Raw genomic sequence first — 15,567 nt, 5'->3', positions numbered from 1 at the left:
CACGGGACCAACGGCAGAAAAGTGAAGATTTCCGGTGAAAAGTAGCTTAAATAACGCAAAAACCGCCCAAATGAGGGCGGTTCTGCTTATCGTTTAGAGTCAGTTAAGCGATACACCCAGTGCAGATGCGATCCCTTCTCCATAAGCCGGGTCGGCCTTGAAGAAGTACTGCAACTGGCGCTGCACCACGTCGCTGGAAACACCCGCCATTGCGCCGGCGATATTGTTGATCAGCAGGGCTTTCTGCTCATCGTTCATCAGGCGGAACAGCGCACCGGCATGGCTGTAGTAGTCGGTATCTTCGCGGTGATCGTAACGATCAGCCGCACCGCTCAGGGCCAAGGCTGGCTCGGCATACTGAGGAGCCTGCTTCGGCGCATCGGCGTAGCTGTTTGGCTCGTAATTGGGGGCCGCACCACCATTGGAGCCGAATGCCATCGAACCATCACGCTGGTAGCTATTGACCGGGCTGCGTGGCGCATTTACCGGCAGTTGCTGGTGATTGGTACCTACGCGGTAGCGATGGGCATCGGCGTAAGCGAACACGCGCCCTTGCAGCATGCGGTCTGGCGACAGGCCAACACCCGGGACCATGTTGCTTGGACCGAAAGCCGCCTGTTCAACTTCAGCGAAGTAGTTCAGCGGGTTGCGGTTCAGTTCCAGCTCACCCACTTCGATCAGCGGGAACTCTTTCTGCGACCAGGTCTTGGTCACGTCGAACGGGTTTTCGTAGTGAGCGTTGGCCTGGGCCTCAGTCATGATCTGAATGCACACGCGCCATTTCGGGAAGTCACCACGCTCAATAGCACCGAACAGATCGCGCTGAGCGTAATCAGGGTCGGTACCCGCCAGGCGTGCAGCGTCAGCCGGCGCCAGGTTCTTGATACCTTGCTTGGTCTTGTAGTGCCACTTCACCCAGTGACGCTCGCCTTTGGCGTTAATCAAGCTGTAGGTGTGACTGCCGAAGCCGTGCATGTGACGGTAGCCGTCCGGGATGCCACGGTCCGAAAACAGGATGGTGACCTGGTGCAGCGCCTCAGGGGAGTGCGACCAGAAGTCCCACATCATCTGTGCACTTTTCAGGTTGCTTTGCGGCAGGCGCTTTTGGGTGTGGATAAAGTCGGGAAACTTCAGCGGGTCGCGGATGAAGAACACCGGGGTGTTGTTACCAACGATGTCCCAGTTGCCTTCTTCGGTGTAGAACTTCAACGCGAAACCACGCGGGTCGCGCTCAGTATCAGCCGAACCACGCTCGCCACCCACCGTGGAGAAGCGCAGGAAAGTCGGAGTTTGCTTGCCCACAGAATCGAAGAGCTTGGCGCTGGTGTACTGCGTGATGTCTTGAGTGACGGTGAAGGTACCGTAAGCGCCCGAGCCTTTGGCGTGTACACGACGCTCAGGAATGTTTTCACGGTTGAAGTGAGCGAGCTTCTCGATCAGGTGAAAGTCGTCGAGCAGCAGCGGGCCGCGTGGGCCGGCGGAACGGGAATTCTGGTTATCCGCGACAGGTGCGCCGCTGGCGGTAGTAAGGGTTTTATTCTGGCTCATGCTCAATCTTCCTCAGGTCAGTCTTGGAACTGCCGGCTAATCGGCTTGGAGCGATTATTGATCAGGAAGATGACACCATCAAATTTATTAAATCATACCCACCGATAGAAATTAACTAACGATACATCCGAACGGATATCAAAAGTTGCTGCACGGGCTGAACGTGTATTCGCTCGAGGTAATTCCAGTTTTCAACGCGCACAAAAAACCGGGCACTAGGCCCGGTTCTTCGTTACAGACTGACGTCTTACTCAGCGGATACAGCTTCACCGCCAACTGGACGATCGATCAGCTCAACGTACGCCATAGGCGCGTTGTCACCAGCGCGGAAACCGCACTTGAGGATGCGCAGGTAGCCACCCTCACGGGTAGCGTAACGCTTGCCCAGGTCGTTGAAGAGCTTACCAACGATAGCTTTCGAACGAGTACGGTCGAAAGCCAGACGGCGGTTAGCCAGGCTGTCTGTCTTGGCCAAAGTAATCAGCGGCTCAGCAACGCGACGCAGTTCTTTAGCTTTCGGCAGTGTAGTTTTGATCAGCTCGTGCTCGAACAGCGACACCGCCATGTTCTGGAACATAGCCTTACGGTGCGAGCTGGTACGGCTCAGGTGACGACCACTTTTACGATGACGCATGGTTCATTCCTTACCAAACTCACGTTCGGTGATTACGACGATCAGGCAGTCGCCTTGTCGTCCTTCTTAAGACTTGCAGGCGGCCAGTTGTCGAGGCGCATGCCGAGGGACAGACCGCGGGAGGCCAGAACGTCCTTGATTTCAGTCAAGGATTTCTTGCCCAGGTTCGGAGTCTTCAACAGTTCTACTTCGGTGCGCTGAATCAGATCACCGATGTAGTAAATGTTTTCCGCCTTAAGGCAGTTAGCCGAACGTACAGTCAGTTCCAGATCGTCAACCGGGCGAAGCAGGATCGGATCGATCTCGTCTTCCTGCTCGATTACCACTGGTTCGCTGTCACCCTTGAGGTCGACGAACGCAGCCAACTGCTGTTGCAGAATGGTTGCAGCGCGGCGGATAGCCTCTTCAGGATCCAGAGTACCGTTGGTTTCCAGATCAATAACCAGCTTGTCCAGGTTAGTACGCTGTTCGACACGGGCGTTTTCCACCACGTATGCGATACGGCGAACCGGGCTGAACGAAGAGTCGAGCTGCAAGCGACCAATGCTGCGGCTTTCGTCTTCATCGCTCTGACGCGAGTCGGCCGGTTCATAACCACGACCACGAGCTACGGTGAGCTTCATGTTCAGGGCGCCGTTAGACGCCAGGTTAGCGATTACGTGATCGGGATTAACGATCTCGACATCATGATCCAGCTGAATATCGGCAGCGGTAACCACCCCCGAACCCTTCTTCGACAAGGTCAGCGTAACTTCGTCACGGCCGTGCAGCTTGATAGCCAGACCTTTAAGGTTCAACAGGATTTCAATTACGTCTTCCTGTACACCTTCGATGGCGCTGTACTCGTGGAGCACACCGTCAATCTCGGCCTCGACTACTGCACAGCCGGGCATTGAGGACAACAGGATGCGGCGCAGCGCGTTGCCCAGGGTGTGGCCAAAACCACGCTCGAGAGGCTCGAGAGTGATCTTGGCGCGGGTTGGACTGACAACCTGCACATCAATGTGACGGGGTGTCAGGAACTCATTTACCGAAATCTGCATGGATGCACCTATTTTCTAGCCCTTACTTGGAGTAGAGCTCGACAATCAGGCTTTCGTTGATGTCGGCGGACAGATCACTGCGAGCAGGAACGTTCTTGAAAACGCCCGACTTCTTCTCAGTGTCTACTTCTACCCATTCTACGCGGCCACGTTGGGCACACAGATCGAGAGCTTGGACAATGCGAAGTTGATTTTTTGCTTTCTCGCGAATCGCGACCACGTCACCAGCACGAACCTGGTACGACGGGACGTTAACGGTTTGGCCGTTTACGCTGACGGATTTGTGCGATACCAGCTGACGGGATTCGGCACGAGTCGAACCAAAGCCCATACGGTATACAACGTTGTCCAGACGGCATTCGAGCAGTTGCAGCAGGTTTTCACCGGTTGCACCTTTCTTGCCAGCAGCTTCTTTGTAGTAGCCGCTGAACTGACGCTCGAGAACGCCGTAGATACGACGGACCTTCTGCTTTTCACGCAGTTGGGTGCCGTAGTCGGACTGGCGACCGCGGCGTTGGCCGTGGATACCAGGTGCTGCTTCAATGTTGCACTTCGATTCGATCGCGCGCACGCCGCTCTTCAGAAAGAGATCGGTGCCTTCACGACGAGCGAGTTTGCATTTTGGACCAATGTAACGAGCCATTCTTTACAATCTCCTGGATTACACGCGGCGCTTCTTCGGCGGACGGCACCCGTTGTGCGGGATTGGCGTCACGTCGGTGATGCTGGCGATCTTATAGCCACAGCCGTTCAATGCACGGACAGCAGACTCACGACCTGGACCTGGACCTTTGACGTTGACGTCGAGGTTTTTCAGGCCATATTCCAGCGCAGCTTGACCAGCACGTTCAGCAGCTACTTGAGCAGCAAACGGGGTGGACTTGCGGGAACCGCGGAAACCCGAACCACCGGAGGTAGCCCAAGAAAGCGCGTTACCTTGACGGTCGGTGATGGTCACGATTGTGTTGTTAAAAGATGCATGGATGTGGGCGATGCCATCAACCACTGTCTTTTTAACTTTTTTACGAGGACGAGCAGCAGGTTTTGCCATGATTAATTTCCTGTCGATTCGCGTGGGCGATTACTTGCGGATCGGCTTACGCGGACCTTTACGGGTACGCGCGTTAGTCTTGGTACGCTGACCGCGTACTGGAAGACCACGACGATGACGCAGACCACGGTAGCAACCGAGGTCCATCAAACGCTTGATTTTCATGTTGATTTCGCGACGCAGGTCACCTTCAGTGGTGAACTTCGCCACTTCGCCACGCAACAGCTCAATCTGCTCGTCGCTCAGATCCTTGATCTTTGCGGCTGGGTTTACCCCAGTATCTGCGCAAATTTTCTGCGCAGTAGTGCGACCAACACCATAGATGTAGGTCAGCGAGATAACAGTGTGCTTGTTATCTGGAATGTTAACGCCTGCAATACGGGCCATTCAGTGGGACTCCAATTGACAGCTACCTACGCCCCGGAAGCCAAGAAATAGGGCGCGAGATAATATCGCTGTAATAACAAATAATCAACCCGGCAGCGCACTAGCTGCCGGGCTTCAAGCGGATCACACTCAGCCTTGGCGCTGTTTGTGACGCGGTTCCGCGCTGCAAATTACTCGAACAACACCTTCGCGGCGAATAATCTTGCAGTTACGGCACAGCTTTTTCACCGATGCACGAACTTTCATCACCAACTCCTCGAACCTTATGGGTACTCAGCGCAACATGCCGCTGCCGTAACCCTTCAGGTTGGCTTTCTTCATCAGGGATTCGTACTGGTGCGAAACGAGGTGCGATTGTACTTGGGACATGAAGTCCATCACAACCACGACGACGATCAGCAACGAGGTCCCGCCAAGGTAGAACGGAACGTTTGCTGCAACCACCAGGAACTGGGGCAACAGGCAGACGGCCGTCATATATAGAGCACCGAACATGGTCAAGCGAGTCAGAACGCCATCAATGTAGCGCGCAGACTGCTCACCTGGACGAATACCCGGAATAAAGGCACCGGACTTCTTCAGGTTTTCCGCTACGTCTTTCGGATTGAACATCAACGCCGTATAGAAGAAGCAGAAGAAAATAATCCCTGCACTAAACAGCAGAATATTCAACGGCTGACCAGGAGCGATCGACTGCGAGATGTCCTGCAACCAGCCCATACCTTCAGACTGACCGAACCAGGCACCCAACGAAGCCGGAAACAGCAAAATGCTGCTCGCGAAAATGGCAGGAATAACCCCCGCCATGTTCACTTTCAGCGGCAGGTGGCTGGTCTGCGCGGCAAAGACCTTGCGGCCCTGCTGACGCTTGGCGTAGTGAACAGCAATACGACGCTGGCCACGCTCAATGAACACCACAAAACCGATAATCGCTACTGCCAACAAACCGATGGCAACCAGGGCGAAGATATTGATATCACCCTGACGTGCAGACTCGAAAGACTGCCCAATCGCTCTCGGAAGACCGGCAACGATACCTGCGAAAATCAACATCGAGATACCGTTACCAACACCACGCTCAGTAATCTGCTCACCCAGCCACATCATGAACATCGCACCAGCCACAAATGTGGATACCGCGACGAAATGGAAGCCAAAGTCACCAGTGAACGCAACACCCTGCCCGGCCAGGCCAACGGACATGCCGATAGCCTGGACCAGGGCGAGGATGACAGTGCCGTAGCGGGTGTACTGGCTTATCTTGCGACGGCCAGCTTCACCTTCCTTCTTCAACTGCTCCAACTGCGGACTGACGGCGGTCATCAGTTGCATGATGATCGATGCCGAGATGTACGGCATGATCCCCAGTGCAAAGATGCTCATCCGTTCCAGCGCGCCGCCGGAAAACATGTTGAACAAGCTAAGAATGGTCCCCTCATTCTGTCGAAACAGGTCTGCGAGTCGGTCCGGGTTGATACCTGGAACCGGGATGTGTGCGCCTATTCGGTAGACGATAATCGCCAGGAACAGAAAACGCAGACGAGCCCAAAGTTCAGACATACCGCCTTTGCCGAGCGCTGAGAGAGCACCTTGCTTAGCCATTTATTCCTCGAACTTGCCGCCAGCTGCTTCGATAGCCGAACGCGCACCTTTGGTGGCGCCGATTCCCTTGCCGATAGTGACAGCGCGAGTCACTTCACCGGACAGCATGATTTTCACACGCTGTACGTTGACGTTGATCACGTTGGCATCTTTCAGGGTCTGCACGGTAACGATGTCGCCTTCCACTTTGGCCAGCTCGGACAGACGCACTTCTGCGCGGTCCATGGCTTTCAGGGAAACGAAACCGAACTTCGGCAGGCGACGATGCAGCGGCTGTTGACCGCCTTCAAAGCCAGGAGCGATGGTGCCACCGGAGCGGGAGGACTGACCTTTGTGGCCACGGCCACCGGTCTTGCCCAAACCACTACCGATACCACGGCCCGGACGATGCTTTTCGCGACGGGAACCCGGCGCTGGACTCAGATCATTGAGTTTCATCGAATTAACCCTCGACACGCAGCATGTAGTAAGCCTTGTTGATCATCCCGCGATTCTCGGGAGTATCAAGTACTTCTACAGTGTGACCGATGCGACGCAGACCCAAACCCTTAACGCACAATTTGTGGTTAGGGATGCGGCCGGTCATGCTTTTGATCAGCGTTACTTTAACGGTAGCCATGATCAGAAGATCTCCTTGACGCTTTTGCCACGCTTGGCGGCAATGGATTCAGGAGACTGCATTGCTTTCAAACCCTTGAAAGTGGCGTGAACCACGTTTACCGGGTTAGTCGAGCCGTAGCACTTGGCCAGAACGTTCTGAACGCCAGCAACTTCGAGGACAGCACGCATAGCGCCGCCAGCGATGATACCGGTACCTTCAGAGGCAGGCTGCATGTACACCTTCGAAGCGCCGTGAGCGGACTTCATTGCGTACTGCAGAGTAGTGCCGTTCAGATCAACTTGGATCATGTTGCGACGAGCAGCTTCCATTGCCTTCTGGATCGCAGCAGGCACTTCACGTGACTTGCCACGGCCGAAGCCAACGCGCCCTTTACCATCACCTACCACGGTCAACGCGGTGAAAGTGAAGATACGGCCGCCTTTAACGGTTTTGGCTACGCGGTTAACTTGAACCAGCTTCTCAATGTAGCCTTCGTCGCGCTTTTGGTCGTTATTTGACATAACTTAGAACTCCAGCCCAGCTTCACGAGCAGCATCAGCCAGCGCTTTCACGCGGCCGTGGTACTTGAAGCCAGAGCGGTCGAAAGCCACTTGCGAGACGCCGGCGGCCTTAGCACGCGTAGCGACCAGCTGGCCAACCTTAGTGGCCGCGTCGATGTTGCCAGTGGCACCATCACGCAGTTCTTTATCCAAAGTCGAGGCGCTTGCCAGGACTTTGTTGCCGTCGGCCGAGATGACCTGGGCGTAGATGTGCTGCGACGAGCGGAACACGCAGAGACGCACGACTTCGAGTTCGTGCATTTTCAGGCGTGCTTTGCGAGCGCGACGCAGTCGAGTAACTTTTTTGTCGGTCATTTGCTATGCCCTACTTCTTCTTGGCTTCTTTACGACGGACGACTTCGTCCGCGTAGCGCACACCTTTGCCTTTGTACGGCTCTGGTGGACGGAAGTCGCGGATCTCAGCGGCCACCTGACCTACCAGCTGCTTATCAATACCCTTGATCAGGATATCGGTTTGGCTAGGGGTCTCAGCGGTGATGCCTTCCGGCAGTTCGTAATCCACTGGGTGCGAGAAGCCAAGGGCCAGGTTCAGAACCGTGCCTTTTGCTTGCGCTTTGTAACCAACACCGACCAGCTGGAGCTTGCGCTCGAAGCCTTGGCTTACGCCTTGGACCATGTTGTTTACCAACGCACGAGTGGTACCGGCCATTGCGCGAGTTTGTTGATCGCCATTGCGAGCAGCGAAACGCAGCTCACCAGCTTCTTCAACGATCTCAACGGACGAATGGATGTTCAGTTCCAGAGTGCCCTTGGCACCCTTCACCGAAAGCTGTTGGCCTGCGAATTTTACTTCGACACCGGCTGGCAGCTTAACGGGGTTCTTAGCGACGCGTGACATGCTTATCCCCCCTTAGAACACAGTGCAAAGAACTTCGCCGCCGACACCGGCAGCGCGCGCAGCACGATCCGTCATCACACCTTTGTTGGTGGAGACGATAGACACACCGAGACCGCCACGAACTTTTGGCAGATCATCAACGGACTTGTACTGACGCAGGCCTGGACGGCTAACGCGCTTCACTTCTTCGATGACCGGACGGCCTTCGAAGTACTTCAGCTCGATGGACAGCAGTGGTTTGATTTCGCTGCTGATCTGATAACCCGCAATGTAGCCTTCGTCTTTCAGGACTTTGGCAACAGCAACCTTCAACGTGGAAGATGGCATGCTTACGACGGACTTTTCAGCCATCTGGGCATTACGGATACGAGTTAGCATGTCCGCTAACGGGTCCTGCATACTCATGGCTAGACGCTCCTAATACAAAAAAATTAGCCTTGCGGCCATTACGTGTCGCCGAGAATCTCCGAGCACAAAACACACGGGCTCAGGCGAGCCGCGTATTTTAGACACACTCCGGAAATGAAACAAGCCCCAAAAGGGGCTTGTTCCAGATTCTAGGCCACCGGCGGTCAGTATCTTGCGATCCTGGCCACCGAGACTTCGAACGTACTTACCAGCTGGCTTTAACCAGACCTGGTACGTCACCACGCATTGCCGCTTCACGCAGTTTGTTACGGCCGAGGCCGAACTTGCGGTAAACGCCGTGTGGACGACCGGTCAGGCGGCAGCGGTTACGCATGCGCGAAGCGCTTGCGTCACGTGGCTGCTTCTGCAGAGCAACTGTAGCTTCCCAACGCGCTTCTGGACTTGCGTTCAGATCAACGATGATTGCTTTCAGTGCTGCACGCTTCTTGGCGTACTTGGCAACCGTGAGCTGACGCTTCAGCTCGCGGTTTTTCATGCTCATCTTGGCCATGGTCCTACTCCAATCAGTTGCGGAACGGGAATTTGAACGCACGCAGCAGAGCGCGGCCTTCATCATCGTTCTTGGCAGTGGTGGTCAGGGTGATGTCCAGACCGCGGAGAGCATCGATCTTGTCGTAGTCGATTTCCGGGAAGATGATCTGCTCTTTAACGCCCATGCTGTAGTTACCACGACCATCGAAGGACTTGGCATTCAGGCCGCGGAAGTCGCGGACCCGAGGCAGGGAGATCGACAGCAGACGATCCAGGAATTCGTACATACGCTCACGGCGCAGAGTCACTTTGACGCCGATCGGCCATCCTTCACGGACTTTAAAGCCAGCGATGGATTTACGAGCGTAGGTCACAACGACTTTTTGGCCGGTGATCTTTTCCAGGTCAGCAACAGCGTGCTCGATGACTTTTTTGTCGCCGATCGCTTCGCCCAGACCCATGTTCAGGGTGATTTTGGTAACGCGCGGAACTTCCATCACGTTCGAAAGCTTAAGTTCTTCCTTAAGTTTCGGTGCGATTTCCTTCCGGTAAATCTCTTTTAGTCGTGCCATGGTCTTCTACCTAGCAGTGTTCAAGCATCAACCGCTTTTTGGGTCGACTTGAAGACACGAATTTTCTTACCGTCTTCTACTTTGAAACCAACGCGGTCAGCCTTGTTGGTTTCGCCGTTGAAGATGGCGACGTTAGAAGCGTGCAGTGGCGCTTCTTTCTCGACGATACCGCCTTGTACGCCCGACATCGGGTTAGGCTTGGTATGACGCTTGACCAGGTTCAGACCACCAACGACCAGACGGTCATCAGCAAGAACCTTCAGCACCTTACCGCGCTTACCTTTGTCTTTGCCGGCGATCACGATGATCTCGTCGTCACGACGAATCTTTTGCATGTCGGATCTCCTTACAGCACTTCTGGGGCGAGCGAGACGATCTTCATGAACTTCTCAGTACGAAGTTCACGGGTCACTGGCCCAAAGATACGGGTGCCGATCGGCTCTTGCTTGTTGTTCAGAAGAACAGCAGCGTTGCCATCAAAGCGGATAATGGAGCCATCTGCACGGCGTACGCCGTGACGAGTGCGGACTACAACAGCAGTCATCACTTGGCCTTTTTTCACTTTACCGCGAGGAATTGCTTCCTTCACGGTAACTTTGATGATGTCACCGATACCAGCGTAACGACGATGGGAGCCACCCAGCACCTTGATGCACATAACGCGGCGTGCGCCGCTGTTATCGGCCACATCGAGCATGGATTGAGTCTGAATCATATAATTTCTCCGACCCCTAGTCCTTAGACTTCCACAGCGCGTTCGAGAACATCAACCAGGGCCCAAGACTTGGTCTTGGCCAACGGACGAGTTTCACGAATAGTGACTTTGTCGCCGATGTGGCACTGATTGGTTTCGTCGTGCGCGTGCAGCTTAGTCGAACGCTTAACGTATTTACCGTAGATCGGGTGCTTAACGCGACGCTCGATCAAAACGGTGATGGTTTTGTCCATCTTGTCGCTGACAACACGGCCAGTCAGCGTACGGACAGTCTTTTCGGCTTCAGCCATGATCACTTACCTGCCTGCTGGTTGAGCACAGTCTTCACGCGAGCAATGTCACGCTTAACTTGCGAGAGCAGATGAGACTGCCCCAACTGGCCAGTTGCTTTCTGCATACGCAGATTGAACTGGTCGCGCAGCAGGCCGAGCAGTTGCTCGTTCAGCTGCTGTGCGGATTTTTCACGAAGTTCATTCGCTTTCATCACATCACCGTCCGTTTAACAAAGGAGGTGGCGAGCGGCAGCTTTGCAGCAGCCAGGGCGAAAGCCTCACGCGCCAGCTCTTCAGTAACACCCTCGATTTCATACAGGACTTTGCCTGGCTGAATCTGGGCAACCCAATATTCCACGTTACCCTTACCTTTACCCATCCGAACTTCGAGGGGCTTTTTGGAGATAGGCTTGTCCGGGAATACACGGATCCAGATCTTGCCGCCACGTTTAACGTGACGGGTCAGTGCACGACGCGCTGACTCGATCTGACGAGCGGTGAGACGACCACGAGCTACAGACTTCAGCGCATATTCGCCGAAGCTGACTTTGCTACCGCGCTGAGCCAGACCACGGTTGTGGCCTGTCATCTGCTTGCGGAACTTCGTACGCTTTGGTTGCAACATTTGGCGTACCCCTTACTTAGCAGCTTTTTTACGAGGCGCTGGTGCTTGTGGTTTCAGTTCTTCTTGGCGACCACCAATTACTTCGCCTTTGAAGATCCAAACCTTTACACCGATCACACCGTAGGTGGTGTGAGCTTCGTAGTTGGCATAGTCGATGTCGGCACGCAGGGTGTGCAGTGGCACACGACCTTCGCGATACCATTCAGTACGTGCGATTTCAGCACCGCCGAGACGACCGCTCACTTGGATTTTGATGCCTTTGGCACCAATGCGCATGGCGTTCTGTACTGCGCGCTTCATAGCGCGACGGAACATAACGCGACGCTCCAGCTGCTGAGCTACGCTCTGCGCAACCAGCATACCGTCGAGCTCCGGCTTGCGGATCTCTTCGATATTGATGTGCACAGGCACACCCATTTGCTTGGTCAGGTCCTGACGCAGTTTCTCAACATCTTCACCTTTCTTCCCGATAACGATACCTGGACGAGCGGTGTGGATGGTGATACGTGCAGTTTGAGCAGGACGATGGATATCGATACGGCTCACGGACGCGCTTTTTAGTTTGTCTTGGAGATACTCACGCACCTTCAGATCAGCGAACAAGTAGTCCGCATAAGTCCGACCGTCTGCGTACCAGACGGAGGTGTGCTCCTTGACGATTCCCAGGCGAATGCCAATGGGATGTACTTTCTGACCCATCTCTTCGACTCCGTTACTTGTCAGCAACCTTGACAGTGATATGGCAAGACCGCTTGACGATGCGATCAGCTCGGCCTTTGGCACGAGGCATGATGCGCTTCAGCGAACGCCCTTCGTTGACGAAAACGGTGCTGACCTTCAGGTCATCAACGTCTGCGCCTTCGTTGTGCTCGGCGTTGGCTACGGCCGACTCCAGCACTTTCTTGATGATCTCGGCGGCTTTCTTACTGCTGAAAGCCAACAGGTTGAGCGCTTCGCCCACCTTCTTCCCGCGGATCTGGTCGGCGACCAAGCGGGCTTTCTGGGCGGAGATTCGAGCGCCCGACAACTTAGCGGCTACTTCCATCGTTCCTTACCCCTTAACGCTTGGCTTTCTTGTCTGCCACGTGCCCACGATATGTGCGGGTACCGGCAAACTCGCCTAGTTTGTGGCCGACCATGTCTTCGTTCACGAGAACTGGAACATGTTGACGACCGTTATGCACTGCAATGGTCAGACCGACCATTTGTGGCAGGATCATCGAACGACGCGACCAGGTTTTCACCGGTTTGCGATCGTTCTTTTCCGCCGCCACTTCGATCTTCTTCAGTAGGTGAAGATCAATAAAAGGACCTTTTTTCAGAGAACGTGGCACTGTCGTATCCCTCTATTTACTTGCGACGACGGACGATCATTTTGTCGGTACGCTTATTACCACGAGTCTTCGCGCCCTTAGTCGGGAAGCCCCATGGCGATACCGGATGACGACCACCAGAGGTACGACCTTCACCACCACCGTGTGGGTGGTCAACCGGGTTCATGGCAACACCACGAACGGTTGGGCGAACGCCACGCCAGCGTTTGGCACCAGCTTTACCCAGCGAACGCAGGCTGTGCTCGGAGTTCGAGACTTCGCCCAGGGTCGCACGGCATTCAGCCAATACTTTACGCATTTCACCAGAGCGCAGACGCAGGGTCACGTAGACACCTTCACGAGCGATCAGCTGAGCCGAAGCACCAGCGGAACGAGCGATTTGCGCGCCTTTACCCGGCTTCAATTCGATGCCGTGTACGGTGCTACCAACTGGAATGTTGCGCAGTTGCAGAGCGTTGCCCGGCTTGATCGGTGCCAAAGCACCTGCGATCAGCTGGTCACCAGCACTCACGCCTTTAGGGGCGATGATGTAGCGACGCTCGCCATCTGCGTACAGCAGCAGAGCGATGTGAGCAGTACGGTTTGGATCGTATTCGATACGCTCGACAGTGGCAGCGATGCCATCTTTGTCGTTGCGACGGAAGTCGACCAGACGATAATGCTGCTTATGGCCACCACCGATGTGACGAGTGGTAATACGACCATTGTTGTTACGACCACCAGTCTTCGATTTCTTCTCGAGCAGCGGTGCGTGAGGAGCGCCTTTATGCAGCTCCTGGTTGACCACCTTGACCACAAAACGGCGGCCAGGGGAAGTCGGTTTGCATTTAACGATTGCCATGATGCACCCCTTCCTTACTCAGCACTGCTGCTGAAATCGAGATCTTGGCCTGGCTGAAGGGAGATAACTGCCTTCTTCCAGTCATTACGCTTGCCCAGACCGCGAGCAGTGCGCTTGCTCTTACCCAGAACATTCAGGGTAGTAACACGCTCTACTTTCACGCTGAACAGGCTTTCGACGGCCTTCTTGATTTCCAGCTTGGTTGCGTCAGTTGCAACCTTGAAAACGAACTGGCCTTTCTTGTCAGCCAGAACCGTAGCCTTTTCGGAAACGTGCGGGCCAAGCAGAACTTTAAATACGCGTTCCTGGTTCATCCCAGCAGCTCCTCGAATTTCTTCACGGCCGACACGGTGATCAACACCTTGTCGTATGCGATCAGACTAACTGGATCGGAACCTTGCACGTCACGTACATCAACGTGTGGCAGGTTGCGAGCAGCCAGGTACAGGTTCTGATCAACAGCTTCAGACACGATCAGGACGTCAGTCAGGCCCATGCCGTTCAGCTTGTTCAGCAGATCTTTGGTTTTCGGCGCTTCAACAGCGAAGTCCTGAACCACGACCAGACGATCAGTACGCACGAGTTCAGCAAGGATGGAGCGCAGTGCTGCGCGATACATCTTCTTGTTGAGCTTCTGGGTGTGATCCTGTGGACGTGCTGCGAAAGTGGTACCGCCGCCACGCCAGATTGGGCTACGGATAGTACCGGCACGAGCGCGGCCAGTACCTTTCTGACGCCAAGGGCGCTTACCGCCACCACGAACGTCGGAACGGGTCTTTTGCTGCTTGCTACCTTGACGGCCGCCGGCCATGTAGGCCACGACTGCTTGGTGAACCAGCGTCTCGTTGAATTCGCCGCCAAATGTCAGTTCGGAAACTTCGATCGCTTGAGCGTCATTTACGTTTAATTGCATGTCAGCTTCCCCTTAACCGCGAGCCTTGGCCGCTGGACGTACAACCAGGTTGCCGCCAGTAGCGCCAGGAACAGCACCCTTGACCAACAACAGATTGCGTTCAGCGTCGACGCGCACTACTTCGAGGGACTGCACGGTCACGCGCTCAGCGCCCATATGACCGGACATTTTTTTGCCCTTGAATACACGACCAGGAGTCTGGCACTGGCCAATAGAGCCCGGGACGCGGTGGGAAACGGAGTTACCGTGAGTGTTGTCTTGGCCACGGAAATTCCAACGCTTGATCGTACCCTGGAAGCCTTTACCCTTGGACTGACCGGTTACATCAACCAGTTGACCAGCGGCGAAGATTTCAGCGTTGATCAGATCGCCAGCCTGGTAGTCGCCGTCTTCAAGACGGAACTCCATGACAGTACGACCAGCTGCAACGTTTGCTTTAGCGAAGTGACCTGCTTGAGCAGCAGTCACACGCGAAGCACGACGCTCGCCGACAGTGACTTGCACTGCACGATAGCCATCGGTTTCTTCAGTTTTAAACTGGGTGACGCGATTCGGTTCGATCTCAATGACCGTGACCGGAATGGAGACACCTTCTTCGGTGAAAATACGGGTCATACCGCATTTACGACCGACTACACCAATAGTCATGTTGTAAACCTCATGAGTGTACGGGGCTTTCACCCGCTATGGCCGCCCATTTCAGAGCGTTACACGACTAAGACCCAAGTCTTAGCCGAGGCTGATCTGTACTTCCACACCGGCCGCCAGATCAAGCTTCATAAGTGCATCAACGGTTTTATCCGTTGGCAGGACGATGTCCAGCACGCGCTTATGAGTACGGATCTCGTACTGGTCACGCGCGTCTTTGTTGACGTGCGGGGAGACCAGAACGGTGAACCGCTCTTTACGGGTAGGCAGTGGAATTGGACCACGCACTTGAGCACCAGTACGTTTCGCGGTTTCCACGATTTCCTGGGTGGATTGGTCGATCAGTTTGTGGTCAAAAGCCTTCAACCTGATACGAATTTGCTGATTTGCCATTGGATTTCAGACTCCGGCTGCTATTCCCAGCGAGCGCAACACGCCCGTTAAAAGGAGGCGCAATTCTAT

29 protein-coding genes are annotated in these 15,567 nt (G+C 54.7%); all 29 read right to left on the bottom strand.

Annotated elements, in window-relative coordinates; all coding sequences use genetic code 11:
* Positions 1-99 precede the first annotated feature (99 nt).
* The 29 genes from HX846_RS09770 to rpsJ all read right to left on the bottom strand — a co-directional run bounded on the left by HX846_RS09770 (position 100) and on the right by rpsJ (position 15,498).
* The gene (locus tag HX846_RS09770; RefSeq protein ID WP_008436430.1) at positions 100-1,548 is read right to left on the bottom strand and encodes a catalase; all 1,449 of its coding nucleotides are present in this window, start codon (positions 1,546-1,548) and stop codon (positions 100-102) included.
* Between the two features lie 247 nt (positions 1,549-1,795).
* A complete protein-coding gene (gene rplQ, locus HX846_RS09765; protein ID WP_003210053.1) occupies positions 1,796-2,182 on the bottom strand; it encodes a 50S ribosomal protein L17 in 387 nt (128 codons plus the stop codon).
* A 41-nt stretch (positions 2,183-2,223) separates the two neighbouring features.
* Positions 2,224-3,225: a DNA-directed RNA polymerase subunit alpha gene (rpoA, locus tag HX846_RS09760; protein WP_003176403.1), complete on the bottom strand. Its 1,002-nt coding sequence runs from the start codon at positions 3,223-3,225 to the stop codon at positions 2,224-2,226.
* A gap of 22 nt (positions 3,226-3,247) precedes the next feature.
* On the bottom strand, positions 3,248-3,868 hold the full coding sequence (gene rpsD, locus HX846_RS09755; protein ID WP_003210056.1) for a 30S ribosomal protein S4: 621 nt from the start codon (positions 3,866-3,868) through the stop codon (positions 3,248-3,250).
* 18 nt (positions 3,869-3,886) lie between these two features.
* Positions 3,887-4,276: a 30S ribosomal protein S11 gene (rpsK, locus tag HX846_RS09750; RefSeq protein ID WP_002555466.1), complete on the bottom strand. Its 390-nt coding sequence runs from the start codon at positions 4,274-4,276 to the stop codon at positions 3,887-3,889.
* A gap of 30 nt (positions 4,277-4,306) precedes the next feature.
* A complete protein-coding gene (gene rpsM, locus HX846_RS09745) occupies positions 4,307-4,663 on the bottom strand; it encodes a 30S ribosomal protein S13 (protein ID WP_003210063.1) in 357 nt (118 codons plus the stop codon).
* A 129-nt stretch (positions 4,664-4,792) separates the two neighbouring features.
* Positions 4,793-4,909 carry a 50S ribosomal protein L36 gene (gene rpmJ / locus HX846_RS09740; RefSeq protein ID WP_002555468.1) on the bottom strand — a complete coding sequence of 39 codons (117 nt, stop codon included), beginning with the start codon at positions 4,907-4,909 and terminating at the stop codon, positions 4,793-4,795.
* 27 nt (positions 4,910-4,936) lie between these two features.
* Entirely contained in the window at positions 4,937-6,265 is a 1,329-nt protein-coding gene (gene secY / locus HX846_RS09735; RefSeq protein WP_003210064.1) for a preprotein translocase subunit SecY, read from the bottom strand.
* Entirely contained in the window at positions 6,266-6,703 is a 438-nt protein-coding gene (rplO, locus tag HX846_RS09730) for a 50S ribosomal protein L15 (protein WP_003210066.1), read from the bottom strand.
* Between the two features lie 4 nt (positions 6,704-6,707).
* Positions 6,708-6,884 (bottom strand): 50S ribosomal protein L30, encoded by a 177-nt coding sequence (gene rpmD, locus HX846_RS09725; protein ID WP_003186033.1) that lies wholly within the window; start codon positions 6,882-6,884, stop codon positions 6,708-6,710.
* A gap of 2 nt (positions 6,885-6,886) precedes the next feature.
* Positions 6,887-7,387 (bottom strand): 30S ribosomal protein S5, encoded by a 501-nt coding sequence (gene rpsE, locus HX846_RS09720; RefSeq protein ID WP_003186035.1) that lies wholly within the window; start codon positions 7,385-7,387, stop codon positions 6,887-6,889.
* A gap of 3 nt (positions 7,388-7,390) precedes the next feature.
* Positions 7,391-7,741 carry a 50S ribosomal protein L18 gene (rplR, locus tag HX846_RS09715; RefSeq protein WP_003186037.1) on the bottom strand — a complete coding sequence of 117 codons (351 nt, stop codon included), beginning with the start codon at positions 7,739-7,741 and terminating at the stop codon, positions 7,391-7,393.
* Between the two features lie 10 nt (positions 7,742-7,751).
* Positions 7,752-8,285, bottom strand: coding sequence for a 50S ribosomal protein L6 (rplF, locus tag HX846_RS09710; RefSeq protein ID WP_003176412.1), 534 nt, complete (start codon positions 8,283-8,285; stop codon positions 7,752-7,754).
* Between the two features lie 12 nt (positions 8,286-8,297).
* On the bottom strand, positions 8,298-8,690 hold the full coding sequence (gene rpsH, locus HX846_RS09705; RefSeq protein ID WP_003186040.1) for a 30S ribosomal protein S8: 393 nt from the start codon (positions 8,688-8,690) through the stop codon (positions 8,298-8,300).
* 208 nt (positions 8,691-8,898) lie between these two features.
* The gene (rpsN, locus tag HX846_RS09700; RefSeq protein ID WP_003176414.1) at positions 8,899-9,204 is read right to left on the bottom strand and encodes a 30S ribosomal protein S14; all 306 of its coding nucleotides are present in this window, start codon (positions 9,202-9,204) and stop codon (positions 8,899-8,901) included.
* A 13-nt stretch (positions 9,205-9,217) separates the two neighbouring features.
* Positions 9,218-9,757, bottom strand: a complete 540-nt coding sequence (rplE, locus tag HX846_RS09695; RefSeq protein ID WP_003210069.1) for a 50S ribosomal protein L5 — start codon at positions 9,755-9,757, stop codon at positions 9,218-9,220.
* Between the two features lie 20 nt (positions 9,758-9,777).
* Positions 9,778-10,092: a 50S ribosomal protein L24 gene (gene rplX, locus HX846_RS09690; RefSeq protein ID WP_007896770.1), complete on the bottom strand. Its 315-nt coding sequence runs from the start codon at positions 10,090-10,092 to the stop codon at positions 9,778-9,780.
* Between the two features lie 11 nt (positions 10,093-10,103).
* Positions 10,104-10,472, bottom strand: a complete 369-nt coding sequence (gene rplN, locus HX846_RS09685; RefSeq protein ID WP_002555479.1) for a 50S ribosomal protein L14 — start codon at positions 10,470-10,472, stop codon at positions 10,104-10,106.
* A 23-nt stretch (positions 10,473-10,495) separates the two neighbouring features.
* Positions 10,496-10,762, bottom strand: a complete 267-nt coding sequence (rpsQ, locus tag HX846_RS09680) for a 30S ribosomal protein S17 (protein WP_003176419.1) — start codon at positions 10,760-10,762, stop codon at positions 10,496-10,498.
* A 2-nt stretch (positions 10,763-10,764) separates the two neighbouring features.
* Positions 10,765-10,956 carry a 50S ribosomal protein L29 gene (gene rpmC, locus HX846_RS09675; RefSeq protein ID WP_002555481.1) on the bottom strand — a complete coding sequence of 64 codons (192 nt, stop codon included), beginning with the start codon at positions 10,954-10,956 and terminating at the stop codon, positions 10,765-10,767.
* The gene (rplP, locus tag HX846_RS09670) at positions 10,956-11,369 is read right to left on the bottom strand and encodes a 50S ribosomal protein L16 (RefSeq protein ID WP_003210075.1); all 414 of its coding nucleotides are present in this window, start codon (positions 11,367-11,369) and stop codon (positions 10,956-10,958) included. Before rplP ends, rpmC begins: the two co-directional genes overlap by 1 nt.
* A 12-nt stretch (positions 11,370-11,381) precedes the next feature.
* Positions 11,382-12,068 carry a 30S ribosomal protein S3 gene (gene rpsC, locus HX846_RS09665; protein WP_003176422.1) on the bottom strand — a complete coding sequence of 229 codons (687 nt, stop codon included), beginning with the start codon at positions 12,066-12,068 and terminating at the stop codon, positions 11,382-11,384.
* A 13-nt stretch (positions 12,069-12,081) separates the two neighbouring features.
* Positions 12,082-12,414, bottom strand: coding sequence for a 50S ribosomal protein L22 (gene rplV / locus HX846_RS09660; RefSeq protein WP_003210077.1), 333 nt, complete (start codon positions 12,412-12,414; stop codon positions 12,082-12,084).
* A gap of 13 nt (positions 12,415-12,427) precedes the next feature.
* Entirely contained in the window at positions 12,428-12,703 is a 276-nt protein-coding gene (gene rpsS, locus HX846_RS09655) for a 30S ribosomal protein S19 (RefSeq protein WP_002555486.1), read from the bottom strand.
* Positions 12,704-12,719: 16 nt separating this feature from the next.
* On the bottom strand, positions 12,720-13,544 hold the full coding sequence (rplB, locus tag HX846_RS09650) for a 50S ribosomal protein L2 (protein ID WP_003210080.1): 825 nt from the start codon (positions 13,542-13,544) through the stop codon (positions 12,720-12,722).
* A gap of 14 nt (positions 13,545-13,558) precedes the next feature.
* Complete coding sequence (gene rplW / locus HX846_RS09645) at positions 13,559-13,858, bottom strand: 50S ribosomal protein L23 (RefSeq protein WP_002555488.1); 300 nt, start codon at positions 13,856-13,858, stop codon at positions 13,559-13,561.
* Positions 13,855-14,457: a 50S ribosomal protein L4 gene (gene rplD, locus HX846_RS09640; protein ID WP_003210082.1), complete on the bottom strand. Its 603-nt coding sequence runs from the start codon at positions 14,455-14,457 to the stop codon at positions 13,855-13,857. The genes rplW and rplD overlap by 4 nt, the downstream gene beginning before the upstream one ends.
* A gap of 12 nt (positions 14,458-14,469) precedes the next feature.
* Positions 14,470-15,105, bottom strand: coding sequence for a 50S ribosomal protein L3 (gene rplC, locus HX846_RS09635; RefSeq protein WP_003194649.1), 636 nt, complete (start codon positions 15,103-15,105; stop codon positions 14,470-14,472).
* 81 nt (positions 15,106-15,186) lie between these two features.
* Complete coding sequence (gene rpsJ / locus HX846_RS09630) at positions 15,187-15,498, bottom strand: 30S ribosomal protein S10 (protein ID WP_003210084.1); 312 nt, start codon at positions 15,496-15,498, stop codon at positions 15,187-15,189.
* Positions 15,499-15,567: the final 69 nt, after the last annotated feature.

Source organism: Pseudomonas sp. K5002, assembly GCF_013386655.1.
In the GTDB taxonomy this organism is placed as follows: Bacteria; Pseudomonadota; Gammaproteobacteria; order Pseudomonadales; family Pseudomonadaceae; genus Aquipseudomonas.
This window is presented reverse-complemented; position numbering and strand designations above follow the sequence as displayed.

Excerpts from the sequence above, each read along its gene's own strand:
- rpmJ (WP_002555468.1), bottom strand. The coding sequence starts at position 4,909 with ATGAAAGTTCGTGCATCGGTGAAAAAGCTGTGCCGTAACTGCAAGATT.
- rpoA (WP_003176403.1), bottom strand. The coding sequence starts at position 3,225 with ATGCAGATTTCGGTAAATGAGTTCCTGACACCCCGTCACATTGATGTG.
- rplP (WP_003210075.1), bottom strand. The coding sequence starts at position 11,369 with ATGTTGCAACCAAAGCGTACGAAGTTCCGCAAGCAGATGACAGGCCAC.
- rpmD (WP_003186033.1), bottom strand. The coding sequence starts at position 6,884 with ATGGCTACCGTTAAAGTAACGCTGATCAAAAGCATGACCGGCCGCATC.
- rplW (WP_002555488.1), bottom strand. The coding sequence starts at position 13,858 with ATGAACCAGGAACGCGTATTTAAAGTTCTGCTTGGCCCGCACGTTTCC.
- rpsQ (WP_003176419.1), bottom strand. The coding sequence starts at position 10,762 with ATGGCTGAAGCCGAAAAGACTGTCCGTACGCTGACTGGCCGTGTTGTC.
- rplD (WP_003210082.1), bottom strand. The coding sequence starts at position 14,457 with ATGCAATTAAACGTAAATGACGCTCAAGCGATCGAAGTTTCCGAACTG.
- rpsM (WP_003210063.1), bottom strand. The coding sequence starts at position 4,663 with ATGGCCCGTATTGCAGGCGTTAACATTCCAGATAACAAGCACACTGTT.
- rpsJ (WP_003210084.1), bottom strand. The coding sequence starts at position 15,498 with ATGGCAAATCAGCAAATTCGTATCAGGTTGAAGGCTTTTGACCACAAA.
- rplX (WP_007896770.1), bottom strand. The coding sequence starts at position 10,092 with ATGCAAAAGATTCGTCGTGACGACGAGATCATCGTGATCGCCGGCAAA.
- rplO (WP_003210066.1), bottom strand. The coding sequence starts at position 6,703 with ATGAAACTCAATGATCTGAGTCCAGCGCCGGGTTCCCGTCGCGAAAAG.
- rplV (WP_003210077.1), bottom strand. The coding sequence starts at position 12,414 with ATGGAAGTAGCCGCTAAGTTGTCGGGCGCTCGAATCTCCGCCCAGAAA.
- rpsD (WP_003210056.1), bottom strand. The coding sequence starts at position 3,868 with ATGGCTCGTTACATTGGTCCAAAATGCAAACTCGCTCGTCGTGAAGGC.
- rpsK (WP_002555466.1), bottom strand. The coding sequence starts at position 4,276 with ATGGCAAAACCTGCTGCTCGTCCTCGTAAAAAAGTTAAAAAGACAGTG.
- rplB (WP_003210080.1), bottom strand. The coding sequence starts at position 13,544 with ATGGCAATCGTTAAATGCAAACCGACTTCCCCTGGCCGCCGTTTTGTG.
- rplR (WP_003186037.1), bottom strand. The coding sequence starts at position 7,741 with ATGACCGACAAAAAAGTTACTCGACTGCGTCGCGCTCGCAAAGCACGC.
- HX846_RS09770 (WP_008436430.1), bottom strand. The coding sequence starts at position 1,548 with ATGAGCCAGAATAAAACCCTTACTACCGCCAGCGGCGCACCTGTCGCG.
- rplQ (WP_003210053.1), bottom strand. The coding sequence starts at position 2,182 with ATGCGTCATCGTAAAAGTGGTCGTCACCTGAGCCGTACCAGCTCGCAC.
- rplN (WP_002555479.1), bottom strand. The coding sequence starts at position 10,472 with ATGATTCAGACTCAATCCATGCTCGATGTGGCCGATAACAGCGGCGCA.
- rpsE (WP_003186035.1), bottom strand. The coding sequence starts at position 7,387 with ATGTCAAATAACGACCAAAAGCGCGACGAAGGCTACATTGAGAAGCTG.
- rplF (WP_003176412.1), bottom strand. The coding sequence starts at position 8,285 with ATGTCACGCGTCGCTAAGAACCCCGTTAAGCTGCCAGCCGGTGTCGAA.
- rpsH (WP_003186040.1), bottom strand. The coding sequence starts at position 8,690 with ATGAGTATGCAGGACCCGTTAGCGGACATGCTAACTCGTATCCGTAAT.
- rpmC (WP_002555481.1), bottom strand. The coding sequence starts at position 10,956 with ATGAAAGCGAATGAACTTCGTGAAAAATCCGCACAGCAGCTGAACGAG.
- secY (WP_003210064.1), bottom strand. The coding sequence starts at position 6,265 with ATGGCTAAGCAAGGTGCTCTCTCAGCGCTCGGCAAAGGCGGTATGTCT.
- rpsN (WP_003176414.1), bottom strand. The coding sequence starts at position 9,204 with ATGGCCAAGATGAGCATGAAAAACCGCGAGCTGAAGCGTCAGCTCACG.
- rpsC (WP_003176422.1), bottom strand. The coding sequence starts at position 12,068 with ATGGGTCAGAAAGTACATCCCATTGGCATTCGCCTGGGAATCGTCAAG.
- rplC (WP_003194649.1), bottom strand. The coding sequence starts at position 15,105 with ATGACTATTGGTGTAGTCGGTCGTAAATGCGGTATGACCCGTATTTTC.
- rplE (WP_003210069.1), bottom strand. The coding sequence starts at position 9,757 with ATGGCACGACTAAAAGAGATTTACCGGAAGGAAATCGCACCGAAACTT.